9 protein-coding genes are annotated in these 14,342 nt (G+C 59.5%); 6 read left to right on the top strand and 3 right to left on the bottom strand.

Annotated elements, in window-relative coordinates:
* Positions 1-6 precede the first annotated feature (6 nt).
* The 6 genes from MGMAQ_RS12920 to MGMAQ_RS12895 all read left to right on the top strand — a co-directional run bounded on the left by MGMAQ_RS12920 (position 7) and on the right by MGMAQ_RS12895 (position 9,246).
* Positions 7-768, top strand: coding sequence for a (Fe-S)-binding protein (locus MGMAQ_RS12920; protein ID WP_046021857.1), 762 nt, complete (start codon positions 7-9; stop codon positions 766-768).
* Complete coding sequence (locus MGMAQ_RS12915) at positions 755-2,182, top strand: LutB/LldF family L-lactate oxidation iron-sulfur protein (protein ID WP_046021856.1); 1,428 nt, start codon at positions 755-757, stop codon at positions 2,180-2,182. The genes MGMAQ_RS12920 and MGMAQ_RS12915 overlap by 14 nt, the downstream gene beginning before the upstream one ends.
* Positions 2,179-2,826, top strand: a complete 648-nt coding sequence (locus MGMAQ_RS12910) for a lactate utilization protein (RefSeq protein ID WP_046021855.1) — start codon at positions 2,179-2,181, stop codon at positions 2,824-2,826. The genes MGMAQ_RS12915 and MGMAQ_RS12910 overlap by 4 nt, the downstream gene beginning before the upstream one ends.
* A gap of 8 nt (positions 2,827-2,834) precedes the next feature.
* Positions 2,835-5,591, top strand: a complete 2,757-nt coding sequence (locus MGMAQ_RS12905) for an FAD-binding and (Fe-S)-binding domain-containing protein (RefSeq protein ID WP_046021854.1) — start codon at positions 2,835-2,837, stop codon at positions 5,589-5,591.
* 110 nt (positions 5,592-5,701) lie between these two features.
* Entirely contained in the window at positions 5,702-6,382 is a 681-nt protein-coding gene (locus MGMAQ_RS12900) for a GntR family transcriptional regulator (RefSeq protein WP_046021853.1), read from the top strand.
* Between the two features lie 278 nt (positions 6,383-6,660).
* Positions 6,661-9,246 carry a bifunctional aconitate hydratase 2/2-methylisocitrate dehydratase gene (locus MGMAQ_RS12895; protein WP_046023313.1) on the top strand — a complete coding sequence of 862 codons (2,586 nt, stop codon included), beginning with the start codon at positions 6,661-6,663 and terminating at the stop codon, positions 9,244-9,246.
* Positions 9,247-9,418: 172 nt separating this feature from the next.
* On the opposite strand, the gene glpK is transcribed toward MGMAQ_RS12895, so the two are convergent.
* The 3 genes from glpK to cysD form a co-directional block, all read right to left on the bottom strand.
* Complete coding sequence (glpK, locus tag MGMAQ_RS12890) at positions 9,419-10,909, bottom strand: glycerol kinase GlpK (RefSeq protein WP_046021852.1); 1,491 nt, start codon at positions 10,907-10,909, stop codon at positions 9,419-9,421.
* A 170-nt stretch (positions 10,910-11,079) separates the two neighbouring features.
* Complete coding sequence (cysN, locus tag MGMAQ_RS12885; RefSeq protein ID WP_046021851.1) at positions 11,080-12,981, bottom strand: sulfate adenylyltransferase subunit CysN; 1,902 nt, start codon at positions 12,979-12,981, stop codon at positions 11,080-11,082.
* On the bottom strand, positions 12,981-13,889 hold the full coding sequence (gene cysD / locus MGMAQ_RS12880; protein WP_046021850.1) for a sulfate adenylyltransferase subunit CysD: 909 nt from the start codon (positions 13,887-13,889) through the stop codon (positions 12,981-12,983). Before cysD ends, cysN begins: the two co-directional genes overlap by 1 nt.
* Positions 13,890-14,342 lie beyond the last annotated feature (453 nt).

Below are 14,342 nucleotides of genomic sequence, written 5' to 3'. Positions count from 1 at the left end.
TTAACCATGACAAGACCCTATCCCGAGACGCCCCCGAGCGAGGTCTATTTCTTCGCCACCTGCCTGGTGGACCTGTTCTATCCCGAGGCCGGACTGGCGGGGGTGAAGCTACTGCGGCGCGAAGGAATCAAGATCGACTTTCCTCAAGACCAAAGCTGTTGCGGCCAACCGGCCTTCAACAACGGTTTTATGGACGACGCGCGAAAAGTGGCCGCCGCACAGCTGGCCCTGTTCCCGGAAAACAAACCGGTGGTGGTGCCCTCCGGGTCCTGCGCCGGGATGATTCGCAAGCATTATCCGGAACTGTTTGAGGGCACGCCTTTGGAAGCCGCCGCGCGGGATCTGTCCGAGCGGGTCTATGAACTGACCGAATTCCTGGTCCATGTGCTCAAGGTACAATACGAGGATCTGGGCGAGCCCACAAAGATCACCTGGCACGGCTCCTGCCATTCGGTGCGCGAGATGGGCATTACCGACGAGCCCAAAATCTTGTTGAACGGACTCGGCAACGTCACTTTGGAACCCCTGCAAAGGGAGCGTGAGTGCTGCGGATTTGGGGGCACATTCGCCATCAAGATGCCCGAAGTTTCTGCCGCCATGGTCACCGACAAGGTAGCCGATATCGATGCAACCGGGGCCGAGGCGGTGGTATCCGGGGATTGCGGTTGTTTGATGAATATCACCGGGGCGCAGGCCAAATCCAAGGCCCGGGCCAAGGGTCGCCATATTGCCCAATTCCTTTGGGAGCGTATCCATGGCCGCGATTGACAGCGATTTCCGCGAGCGCGCCAAGGAAGCCCTGGCCGATCCCAAGCTGCGCGCCAACCTGCGCAAGGCCATGGACGGGCTGATGGCCAAACGGGCGGCACAGTTCCCCGATGCGGTGGAGCGCGAGGCGTTGCGTGATCTGGGTCAGGCCATACGCCGACGCGCGTTGGCAAAGCTCCCACAGTTGTTGCAACAACTAGAATCAAAGTGCCAGGAAAACGGCATTCGGATCCATTGGACCCAAACGCCCGCGGAAGCCAACGCGGTCATTCTCGGGCTGATAAAGGACAGTGGCGCGACATTCGCCGTCAAGGGCAAGTCCATGGCCACCGAGGAGATCCATCTTAACCAAATTCTCGAGGAAGCCGGGGTGATGCCGGTGGAGAGCGATCTGGGTGAATACATCATCCAGTTGGCCGAAGAGACTCCGTCTCATATCGTCATGCCTTGCATCCACAAGAACACACCGGAAATTGCCCAGCTGTTTCACGACAAGATCGAGGGAGCTGCCTATACAGAGGATCCGGCGGAACTGACCGCCGTGGCGCGAGGCATCCTGCGCGACCGTTTCGCCGCGGCAGGGGTCGGGCTGTCTGGGGTCAATATGGCGGTAGCTGAAACCGGGACTCTGGTACTGGTGGAAAACGAAGGCAACGGGCGACTATCAACCACCGTGCCTGATTTGCATATCGCCGTCATGGGCATCGAAAAGGTGGTCGAAACCTTGGAGGACGTGCCACCGCTGCTTTCCTTGTTGACCCGCTCGGCCACCGGTCAGCCCATCACAACCTATGTCAATATGATCACCGGTCCGCGCAAGCCCGATGAAATGGATGGTCCCCGCGCGGTGCATCTGGTGCTCATCGATAACGGGCGGAGCCGCGCTTATGCGGATCCGATTCTGCGCCAGACCCTGCAATGCATCCGATGTGGGGCCTGTATCAATCATTGTCCGGTCTATACCCGGGTCGGCGGTCAGGTGTTCGCCGGACCCTATCCAGGACCCATTGGACAAATGTTGGCGCCGCAATTGGAAGGTTTGAAGGCTAAGGGGGATCTGCCCACGGCTTGTAGTCTGTGCAATGCCTGTGTGGAAGTCTGTCCGGTGCGTATTCCCATCGCCAAGGTGCTGGTGCGCCTGCGCGGCGAAGCGGCGGGCGAGGGTGATGGCGCGGTAAAACAGGCCGGGTCCCGCCGCAAGACCCTGGAAGTCATCAGTTGGAAGCTTTGGGGTTTGTCCCACGCCAGCGGCTGGCTATACCGGATGACCGGACGATTGCTGACCCGCTTCGGTCATCTGAGCCCGATGGGATCGGCGCCCATGAAAGACTGGGTCACCGTGCGGGCCAGACCCACCTTCGCCAAGCGTACCTTCCACGAATTGATGGCCAAGGACCGGGAGGAGGGGTCATGACCAATACGCGAGACAGTATCCTCGACGGCCTGCGTGCCGCGCCCGGCATGGATATTCCGGCGAGTGATTTTGCCGTCTGTACGGGAGATGCAATCAGCTCAGGTATTTTGTTCGATCAGTTCAAAACCATGATCGAATCCGTGCAAGGGGAGGTCATTCCCTGCACCCGGGAGTCCTGGCCGAGGGTCCTTCTGGATTTGGTGCGACAAAATGATTGGCAGTCCTTTGCCTATGGTCCCAACGGGCCTTGGGGAAAGACTGTGGGCGCCACCCTGGATGGCCATGTGACGTTGCTCCCCTTCGATCAACCCATCGAAGGGATCAAGCGGGATCTGTTCTCATGCGACGCGGGATTCACCGCCACGGTGGGTGCGGTGGCGGCCACAGGCAGTTTGATCCTCTGCCCGGGACCGGAGGAGCCGCGCACGTTGTCGTTGGTGCCCGAGGTCCATATTGCCCTGATGACCATCGCGGATCTGCACGCGACCTTGCACGATGCCCTGACCGCAGGCCGCTGGAAAGAGAGGATGCCGACCAATCTGGTGCTGGTCAGCGGCCCCTCGAAAACCGCTGACATTGAACAGACGCTGGTATTCGGCGTGCATGGGCCCAAGCGGCTGATCGTGCTCGCCATCCAGGAATAGGATGATCCATGACCGAGGCTCTTGTTCACGCCCTGAAAGGGGTGATACCCGAACACCGTCTGCATCGTGATCCGCTGCGCCGTTTGGCCTATGGGACCGATGCCAGTTTTTATCGGCTGATCCCCGAGATCGTGGTCACGGTGCAGTCGGAGCAGGAAATGATCGATCTGTTGGCGGCCTGCCGGGCGCAGGGCGCGCCGATCACCTTTCGCGCCGCCGGGACCAGCCTGTCGGGACAGGCCATATCCGACTCCGTGTTGGCGGTATTGGGCGATGGCTGGAACCGGGCCGAGGTGCTGGATCAGGGCGCCCGCATCCGCCTCTGGCCAGGAATGATCGGTGCTGAGGCCAATCGGCGGTTGGCTCCCTACGGTCGTAAAATCGGTCCCGATCCGGCTTCAATCAATGCCGCTAAAATCGGCGGGATCGTCGCCAATAACGCTTCGGGCATGTGCTGCGGCGTGGCTCAAAACTCGTACCAGACCTTGGACTCGGTGAGGGTGGTGCTGGCCGATGGCTCTGTTTTCGATACCCGCCAGCCCAGCGGTCAGCGGAAGCTGTTGGACGGACTGGCCGCGCTTTGCAAGGAAGTCCGGGCCGATCCGGACCTGGTTGCCCTGATCCGCCGCAAATACAAAATCAAGAACACCATGGGCTACAGTCTGAACGCCCTGATCGATTTTGAAGACCCGGTCCAGATCCTGGCGCATCTGATGGTTGGCTCCGAAGGCACCCTCGGTTTTGTCTCCGAGATCACCTATAACACCGTGCCCGACGAGGCGGATAAGGCCAGCGCCTTGCTGTTCTTCGACAATCCGGTATTGGCCGCCGAATGCGTGGCTTGCTTGAAACCCACCCCGGTCGCGGCCGTGGAACTGATCGACCGCCTGGGCATCGGGGTGGCGCAAGGCCGTCCTGGCATGCCGGGTTTCCTTGCCGATTTGGGGCCGGAGGCCACGGCCCTGCTGGTGGAGGTGCGCGGGAATGGCGCCGATGATCTGGCCCATCGCATGGATCAGGTGCGGGATGCCCTGGACCAGGTGGCGACCCTGTTTCCGGTACAGTTCAGCCAGGACCCCGCCGTGACCACGTCTTGGTGGAACTTGCGCAAGGGCCTTTTTCCTGCCGTCGGCGCGGTACGCGAAACCGGGCGCACGGTGATCATCGAAGATGTGGCTTTTTCCATCGAAGATCTGGCCGAGGGGGTGAAGCGCTTGCAGGCGTTGTTTGAGAAGCATGGCTATGACGATGCGCTGATCTTCGGCCATGCCTTGGAAGGCAACCTGCATTTCGTCTTTAGTCAGGATTTCAACAAACCCGAAGAAGTTGCCCGCTACGAGGGCTTCATGGCCGAAATTGCCGATCTGGTCGCCGTGGAGTTTCGCGGGTCCCTCAAGGCCGAGCATGGCACCGGCCGCAACATGGCACCGTTCCTGGAGTTGGAATGGGGCAAACAGGCGGTCAGTCTGATGCGCCGGATCAAGAACCTGTTCGACCCGCAAGGCCTGCTGAATCCGGGGGTGATCCTCAACGACGACGGAGATATCCATCTCAAGAACCTGAAACCGATGCCCGCTGCCGATCCCATTGTCGATAAATGTATCGAGTGTGGATTTTGTGAGCATATGTGCCCATCTCAGGGGCTGACCCTCACTCCCCGGCAGCGGATTGTCGGCTGGCGCGCCGTTGCCGATGATCCGCAACGGGAGGATCTGCGCCGCCGCTATCAGTACGATGGCCTGGATACCTGCGCCGCCTGCGGTCTTTGCCGCACGGCCTGTCCGGTGGGCATCAACACCGGAACCCTGACCCGCAAGCTACGCGGCCAAAGCCAGGGCACAACGGCCAATAAGCTGGGGGCCTGGAGCGCTGCGCACTATGGCGGCCTGATGAAATCCACCGGGGTTGGCTTGAGCCTGGCGGGGGGGGTGCAGAAGATTCTCGGCGATGGGGCGGTCAATGCCCTGGGCCGCGCGGCGCGCAAGATCAGTGGCAACCGGCTGCCGCTCTGGACCGATGCCATGCCCACCGGCGGTCACCTGCCAGTCATGGAACGCGGCGGCGGAGACCCGGTGCTCTATATCCCCAGCTGCGCTACCCGCACCATGGGCCCGGCGGCCAATGACAAGGATGGCGAATCCCTGCCGGTGACATTGGACCGGCTACTGAAGCGGGCAGGCTATGCGCCGGTCTATCCCGATGGCCTGGCCGACCTTTGCTGTGGTCAACCATTTGCCAGCAAGGGATTGGCTCGGGTTGCCGATGAAAAAGCCGCCCAATGGACCGCCGCGGTGGAACGGGCCAAGGGCGAGGATTGGCCGGTCATCACCGATGCCGCCCCCTGCGCCTATCGGCTCAAGACCCTGAAAGACAACGATCTGGCACCGCTGGATTTGGTGGAGGCTCTGCATGATTTGCTGCTGCCCCGCCTGACTATCCGGCGGCGCGAAGGCACCGTGGCCGCCCATGTGACTTGCTCCACAACCAAGATGGGCCTGGACCGGAAATTCCTGGCCTTGGTCGAGGCCTGCGTGGAACAGGTGGTGGTGCCGTCGGAAATCACCTGCTGCGGATTTGCCGGGGACAAGGGATTCACCACCCCGGAACTGAATGCCCATGCGCTCAGGACCCTGGCCGATCAGCTTCCGCAGGACTGCCATTTCGGCGTGTCCTCATCGCGGACCTGCGAGATCGGGCTATCCCACCATGCGGGGCGACCCTATCGCTCCGTTGCCTGGCTTTTGGATCGGGTGACTATTGCTTGATCGGTAGGCGTAGGTCGGCAATGCTGCCGGGAGGCCATCGGACTTGACTTCTTGTGTGTCCAATTGTATACATTGGCATACAATAGTTGATCCGGTTGATGGACCCCCGTATGAATACCAGCAAAAACAAGTCTGCGGACGCCTCCCAAAGCCAAAGCGCCTATGCCCGGCTGTTGGAGATGATTCGTGCCGGTAATCTGGGGCCGGGCGATCGGCTGACCGAGACGGACCTGGCCCAGCGGCTTGATGTCAGCCGCACCCCGATCCGCGAGGCCATGCGCAGGCTGGAAGCCGACGGGTTGGTGGTCCATGAACCGCACCGGGGCGCGGTGATCCGTACGCTGGATTATAACGAAGTAATGGAGCTTTACGAGGTGCGCGCGGTGCTGGAAAGCACGGCGGCCCGCATGGCCGCCCGGTCCGCCTCGGAAATTGAGATTTCCGAACTTGCGACACTCAATGGGGAAATGGCCAAAGTGATTGGCGATGCCGACGAGGTCTTTCGATTGAACCGCCAGTTTCACCTGGGCTTGCTGGATTCCGCCAAAAACCGTTTTTTAGTCAAGTCGGTGAATGCTTTGCAGAAAACACTCCTGATTCTCGGGCCCACGACCTTGGCCGAGGCGGATCGCGCCGAGGAAACCGTTGATGAGCATGAAGAACTGTTGGTGGCTTTGCGCAACCGGGATGCCGACAGCGCCGAGGCGGCCATGAAGCAACATATCGAGAAGGCCCACCGCATGCGGCTGCGGCAATTACGGGACCGAGTCCGTCCTTTGGATGAAGAATGAGAAAGAGCCAATGACCAATCTGAATAACCGGCGAGAATCCAATGAGATATCGTTTCGACCTGCGGAATCTTTGCCTTTTTCGTAAGGGTGCCTTGCGCCAAAATGGCCTTCGGATTCGTTCGACCGGCCGCGCGGACCCTGTTTGCTATTTGAAGGAACGGAAAGAAACCACTTGAACCACGAACCAGCATGTTCATATCGATGGTTATGCCTTCGCGCCCGCGGGATTGACCGTCCCGCCATGGAAAGACATGCTTTGCCAACTGGAGGTATTCCCCATGCTTGAACAATATCGCGCCCATGTTGCCGAACGCGACGCCCAGGGTATCCCGCCCCTCCCTCTGTCAACGGAACAGACCGAACAGTTGGTCGAGTTGTTGCGGAATCCGCCATCGGGCGAAGAGGCCGTCCTCGTTGAATTGCTGACCCATCGGGTACCGGCGGGTGTCGACGATGCCGCGCGGATCAAGGCGGGTTTCTTGTCCCGGGTCGCCAAAGGGGAAGAGGCCTGTAATCTGATCGACAAAACTCAAGCCACCAACCTACTGGGCACCATGCTTGGCGGATTCAACATCGAGCCGATGATCGATCTGCTGGACGATGCCGATTGCGGCGCAACCGCGGCGGAATGCCTGAAGAAAACCCTGCTGGTCTTTGACTATTTCCACGACGTGCAGGAAAAGGCTGAAGCGGGGAACGACCATGCCAAGGCGGTCCTGCAATCCTGGGCCGATGCCGAATGGTTTACCTCGCGGCCCGAAGTTCCTGAAAGCCTGACCGTGACGGTCTTCAAGGTGACCGGCGAAACCAATACCGATGACCTGTCTCCGGCACCGGATGCCTGGAGCCGCCCGGATATACCGCTGCACGCCTTGGCCATGCTGAAGAACCCGCGGGACGGGATCGAACCGGAAGAAGCCGGCGTGCGCGGCCCGATCCAATTCATCCGGGATTTGGCTGATAAAGGCCACCCCGTCGCCTATGTGGGCGATGTGGTCGGCACCGGCTCGTCGCGGAAATCGGCCACCAACTCGGTCCTGTGGTGGACCGGCGAGGATATTCCCTACGTACCAAACAAGCGTTTCGGCGGTGTCTGTCTCGGATCCAAGATTGCGCCGATCTTTTACAACACCATGGAAGACGCGGGCGCGCTGCCTATCGAGGTGGACGTATCGAGCATGGCCATGGGCGACGTGATCGAGCTGCGCCCCTATGAGGGCAAGGTGCTCAAGGGCGGCGACGTGATCGCCGAGTTTACCGTCAAGTCCGAGGTGATTTTCGATGAAGTGCGCGCCGGGGGCCGCATTCCGCTCATCATCGGTCGCGGTTTGACCGCCCGGGCCCGCGAGGCGCTGAAACTGGAGCCTTCCACTCAGTTCCGCCAGCCACACGCCCCCTCGGATACCGGTAAGGGCTTCACCTTGGCCCAGAAGATCGTCGGGCGCGCCTGCGGTCTGCCGGAAGGTCTGGGCGTTCGTCCGGGTACCTACTGCGAGCCCAAGATGACCACCGTCGGGTCCCAGGATACCACTGGCCCGATGACCCGGGACGAACTGAAAGACCTGGCTTGCCTGGGCTTCCAGGCGGATCTGGTGATGCAGTCTTTCTGCCACACCGCGGCCTATCCCAAGTTGGTCGATGTGAAGACCCACAAGGAGCTGCCGGGCTTCATCGAGAACCGGGGCGGTGTTTCGTTGCGGGTCGGCGACGGGGTGATCCATAGCTGGCTGAATCGTCTGCTGATGCCCGATACGGTGGGCACGGGCGGCGATTCCCATACCCGCTTCCCCCTGGGGGTTTCCTTCCCGGCCGGCTCCGGTCTGGTCGCGTTCGGCGCGGCGACCGGCGTCATGCCGCTGGATATGCCGGAAAGTGTGCTGGTCAAGTTCACCGGCACCATGCAGCCGGGCATCACCCTGCGTGATATGGTCAATGCCATTCCCTATCAAGCCATCCAGGACGGCTTATTGACAGTGGAGAAAAAGGGCAAAAAGAATGTCTTCTCGGGCACCATCGTTGAAATCGAAGGGTTGCCGGACCTCAAGGTGGAGCAGGCCTTCGAATTGTCCGACGCCACGGCCGAGCGTTCTTCGGCGGGCTGCGCCGTCTATTTGAACCCCGAGCCGATCATCGAATACATGCGCTCCAACATCACCTTGATGAAATGGATGATTGCCGAGGGCTACCACGATGAACGGACACTCACCCGCCGGATCAAGGCCATGCAGGACTTCATTGCCGATCCGAAGCTGCTGAAACGCGACGAGGACGCCGAGTATGCGGCGGTGATCGAGATCAACATGGACACCATCACCGAGCCGATTGTCGCCTGCCCGAACGATCCGGACGACGTGAAACTGCTGTCCGAAGTGGCAGGCAACGAAATCGAAGAGGTGTTCATCGGGTCGTGCATGACCAACATCGGCCATTTCCGGGCGGCGGCGAAGGTGCTCGACGGCAAGTCGGATATGCCAACCCGCCTGTGGATCGCCCCACCCACCAAGATGGATCAGAAGATCCTGACCGAAGAGGGCTACTACGCCATTCTCGGCAAGACCGGGGCCCGGATGGAAACGCCGGGCTGCTCCTTGTGCATGGGCAATCAAGCGCAGATCCGCAAGGGCTCGACGGCCATGTCCACCTCGACGCGGAACTTCCCCAACCGGTTGGGCATCGATACCTTCGTCTATCTGGGTTCGGCCGAGTTGGCGGCGGTATGTGCCCTGCTCGGGCGGATCCCGACGGTGGACGAGTACATGGAGCAAGTGAAACTCGTCAACGAAAGCGCGGACGATATCTACCGCTACATGAACTTCGACAAGATCGATGATTTCCGCAAGATCGCGGACACCGTGACGGTCTGAGCCGAAGCCAAAATCCCATGTTTAGTGATGGACCAAGTCGGTATGATTTGGTCCATCATGATTCCCCCCCCCGAGCATGCCCGAGGCCAGCCCCCCCGGCGGGGCGCAAGTCCTGCGCCGATCTCTTGACCTCGCGGCGGGCAATGCGGGGGGCGTTGCAACTCTAAAGATTTTAATGGGGGGAAAGAGTGCGTCGGACGGCGTCCTTCCAGCCCCGGTATTTTGTTTCCCGCTGGTCGGCGGCCATGGCCGGTTCGAAGCGTTTCTCGAGAGCCCAGGTTTTGGCAAAAGTCTCCGGGTCGGGGTAAACGCTTTGCTGCAAACCGGCCAGATAGGCGGCCCCCAAGGCGGTGGTTTCCAGCACCGTCGGTCGGTCCACCGGGGCATTGAGCATGTCGGCCAGACGCTGCATGGTCCAATCGGAAGCCACCATGCCGCCATCCACCCGCAGCACCGTCTCGCCTGTGGTGCCCAGGTCGCCCTGCATGGCCTCGAATAAATCACGTGTCTGGTAACAAACACTTTCCAAAGTGGCGCACGCCAGTTCCGCCGGTCCCGTCCCCCGAGTCAATCCGAATAGCGCCCCCCGGCAATCGGCATCCCAATAGGGGGCTCCCAGCCCGACGAAGGCCGGCACCAGATAGACCTCCTGGTGCGGGTCCGCTTGCTGAGCCAACGCGCCCGATTGTCCGGCGCTCTCGATAATCCCCAGGCCATCACGCAGCCATTGGACGGCGGCGCCGGCAATGAAAATAGAGCCTTCCAGGGCATAGGAGGGCTGACCATTCAATTGGTAGGCGATGGTGGTCAACAATCGGTTTTTGGAGCGCACGGCTTGCGATCCGGTATTCATCACCGCAAAGCAGCCGGTGCCATAGGTGGATTTGACCATGCCGGGAGTAAAACAGGCCTGCCCGACGGTTGCCGCCTGTTGATCTCCGGCCATCCCGGCGACGGGAATGGCGGCGCCAAATAGATCTGGATCGATTAGTCCAAAATCAGCGGCGCAGTCTTTCACCTCGGGCAACAAGGAAGGGGGAACCCGCATCAGGTCGAGCAAGTTCGGGTGCCATCGGCCCCCATGGATATCGTAAAGCAAGGTACGGCTGGCATTGGTGGCATCGGTCGCATGAACCTTTCCGCCAGTCAGGCGCCATAGCAGGAAACTGTCGATGGTGCCAAAGGCCAGTTTTCCCGCTTCGGCAGCCTCGCGGGCGCCCGCCACATTATCCAACAACCAAGAAACCTTGGTACCCGAGAAATAGGGATCGAGGAGCAATCCGGTGTGCCCGGTGACTGCCTCTTCGTTGCCGTCCGCCTTTAATCGGGCACAGAGGTCCGCCGTGCGCCGGTCTTGCCAGACAATGGCTTTGTGGATCGGTTTGCCGGTTTCCCGATCCCAGATGACCGTGGTTTCGCGCTGATTGGTGATGCCGATGGCGGCCACTTGCGCGGCGTTGACACCGGCCTTGACCAGGGCCGCTCGACAGGTGGACAGGGTCGTTCGCCAGATTTCTTCGGGGTCATGTTCGACCCAACCCGATCTTGGATAATACTGCTGGAACTCTTCCTGGGCGGTGGCGACCGGAACCGTGCCTTCGTCAAACAGAATGGCGCGGGACGATGTGGTGCCTTGGTCAATGGCGAGAACATAGGTGGCCATGATGCGGATCCCTCTCCATATCAGCGATGGTCGGAGGTGTTTTTTCCCCCGGATCCGTTTGCTTCAACCACTTGACCAAAGGCACACCGCCATGGCCCCGCCTGTCCAACGGGTCCAATAGGGTCGCGTGTGGCCAGCGGGTCCCATTGGACCCGACAGGCGCCAGTCGATCAGGTCAGAATGCTTCGATCGCTGAGAATTGCCACGATCCGTTCCGCCGCATCTTCCGCCAGTGTGTTATCGCCGTCGATGATGATCTCGGCCTCTTCTGGCTTTTCATACTTGGAATCGATCCCGGTGAAATTCTTGATCTTCCCGGCACGCGCCATGGCATAGAGACCCTTGACGTCGCGGCGTTCACATTCTTCGAGCGACGTATCGACAAAGACCTCGATGAACTCGTTCTCTTCGAGCATCTCGCGAGCCATGCGGCGTTCGGAGGTGAACGGAGAAATGAAAGCCACCAGGGTGATCATCCCCGCATCAACCATCAGCTTGGCCGATTCGCCAACTCGGCGGATGTTTTCCACCCGGTCTGCGTCGGTGAAGCCCAGGTCCCGGTTCAGCCCGTGACGCACGTTGTCGCCGTCCAGCGTGTAGGTGTGCCGTCCGATCGAGTGCAGCTTCTTTTCCACCAGATTGGCGATGGTCGATTTGCCCGACCCGGACAGACCTGTAAACCACAGCACACAGGGTTTCTGACCCTTCAATTCGGCGCGCGCCTGCTTGTCCACATCAAGCGCCTGCCAATGGATATTGGTGGCTCGGCGCAGGGCAAAATCGATCATCCCGGCACCAACGGTCGCATTGGTAAAGCGGTCGATGAGGATGAAGTTGCCGGTGCCCGGATTGTCGCTGTAGGCGTCGAACGGCAGCGGCTTGTCGAGCGAGAAGTTGCAGACGCCCACATCGTTGAATTCGAGGGTCTTTCCCGCCACCTGCTCCATGGTGTTGACGTTGACCTTGTACTTTAGCTTGCTAACCTTGGCCGAGGTGGTTGAGGTGCCGACTTTGATCAGATAATTACGGCTGGGCAGCAACGGAGCATCATCCATCCAGATGACCCGGGCCTCGAACTGGTCAGCGAAATCAGGACGATGGGTGGCGCTGCATAGCATGTCGCCGCGGCTGATGTCGATCTCGTCTTCCAGGGTCAGAGTGACCGCGTCGCCCGGTTCGGCTTGTTCCAGGTCGCCGTCAAAGGAAACGATGCGTTCCACTTTCGATGTCTGGCCCGAAGAGGGAACGGCGATTTCGTCCCCCGGCTTGACGGTGCCCGAGGCGATGGTGCCGCTGAAACCGCGAAAGTCCAGATTGGGGCGGTTGACCCACTGCACGGGCATGCGGAACGGTTTTTCGGCTAAATCAGAGGCGACCTGCACGGACTCCAGATACCCCATCAAAGTTGGCCCGTGGTACCAGTGGGTATGCGATCCAGGCTCCAGCACATTGTCGCCCTTCAGCGCCGACATGGGAATGGGGGTGATCTCTTCAAAACCGAGAACTTCGGCGTATTTCTCGTATGCCTCGACGATGGCGTCATACTTGCGACGATCATAATCGATCAGATCCATCTTGTTGACCGCCAGAACCACCTTCTTGATTCCGACCAGCGAGACGATGTAGCTGTGCCGCCGCGTCTGGGTCAGTATACCCTTGCGGGCATCAATCAGGATCACTGCGACCTGGGCATTCGAAGCGCCGGTGGCCATGTTGCGCGTGTATTGTTCGTGCCCTGGGGTGTCGGCGACGATGAACTTTCGCTTGTCCGTGGAGAAGAAACGGTAGGCCACGTCGATGGTAATGCCTTGTTCCCGTTCCGCCTGTAGGCCGTCCATCAGCAAGGCGTAGTCGATATCATCGCCTTGTGTGCCGACGCGCTTGGAGTCACTCTCCAGCGCCGCCAACTGATCCTCGAAGATCATCTTCGAATCCCACAACAGGCGGCCGATCAGGGTGCTCTTTCCGTCGTCCACGGAGCCGCAGGTGATGAAGCTCAACAGCCCCTTTTCTTCCTGGGCCTTCAAATAGGCGGTAATGTCGGTGGCGATCAGTTCGGATTGGTGCGACATCAGAAGTAGCCCTCCTGTTTTTTCTTTTCCATCGATCCGGCCTGATCGGAATCGATCACCCGGCCCTGGCGTTCGGAACTACGGGTGAGCAGCATTTCTTGAATGATGTCGGGCAGGGTGGTGGCGGTTGATTCTACCGCGCCAGTCAAAGGGTAGCAGCCCAGGGTCCGGAACCGAACCGACTTCATTTGCGGGGTTTCTCCCGCATCAAGCGGCATGCGGTCGTCATCGACCATGATCAGCACCCCATCCCGCTCGACCACGGGGCGTTCGGCGGAGAAATACAGGGGCACCAGAGGGATGTCCTCCAGGTGGATATATTGCCAGACATCCAACTCGGTCCAGTTGGACAGCGGGAAGGCGCGGATGCTTTGTCCCTTTTGAATGCGGGCATTGTAGATATTCCACAGCTCGGGGCGCTGGTTCTTCGGGTCCCAGCGGTGGTTTTCGCTGCGGAAGGAGAAGATGCGTTCCTTGGCTCGCGACTTTTCCTCGTCCCGCCGTGCGCCGCCGAATGCCGCGTCAAATCCGTATTTAGTCAGCGCCTGTTTCAATGCTTCGGTTTTCATGATGTCCGTATGCAGGGCCGAACCGTGGGTAAAGGGATTGATGTTCTGGCGAACCCCTTCCTCGTTGATATGCACCAGCAATTCCAAGCCGTATTCCTTCACGATCGTGTCGCGGAACTGGATCATCTCGCGGAATTTCCAGGTGGTATCCACGTGCAACAGCGGAAACGGCGGCACCGATGGGTAAAAAGCCTTGCGCGCCAGGTGCAGCATTACAGCTGAATCCTTGCCGACGGAGTAGAGCATCACCGGCTTTTCGAACTCGGCGACGACTTCGCGCATGATATGGATGCTCTGTGCTTCCAATTGGCGCAGGTGGGTTTTGCGATCAGGGGTCATGATGAGGTTCTTTGCAGGATTGATCTGGAAATAGCACTATAACAGTCTGGCATCGACCCGACCATTTGGACTGAAAAAAGGGAGCCGACTCGAGTAGTCTGATCCAATGCTAATCCGGCTCGCAGGTCTAATGCATCTGATTTTAAAACTATTTCAGTCGCAATGTATCTGCCTGGATTCGAGATGCATTTATACGGCGCAATTTCTTTCTATGACAAACGTTAAGGGGGTGGTTTCGTCGTCATATGGGATTCCAAAGGGATTCAAGCAAACGATGGCTGTGGAATCCTGTATCGCGTTCTGACAACCCTATGGGATGCGCTACCAAACCTTACGGAACGGAACTTATTGCGAATAATTTTCAAAAACTCCCAAAAATCTTTTTTCTTTAGTAAAATGGGGGGCCGGAAAACCCCGCCAAAAGGAGGACTCAACCTTTAGGTGGAAGTCTAG

The sequence above is a fragment of the Magnetospira sp. QH-2 genome (assembly GCF_000968135.1).
Lineage (GTDB): Bacteria > Pseudomonadota > Alphaproteobacteria > Rhodospirillales > Magnetospiraceae > Magnetospira.
The sequence above is the reverse complement of the archived record's forward strand: the minus strand, read 5'-3'. Positions and strand labels throughout refer to the sequence as shown.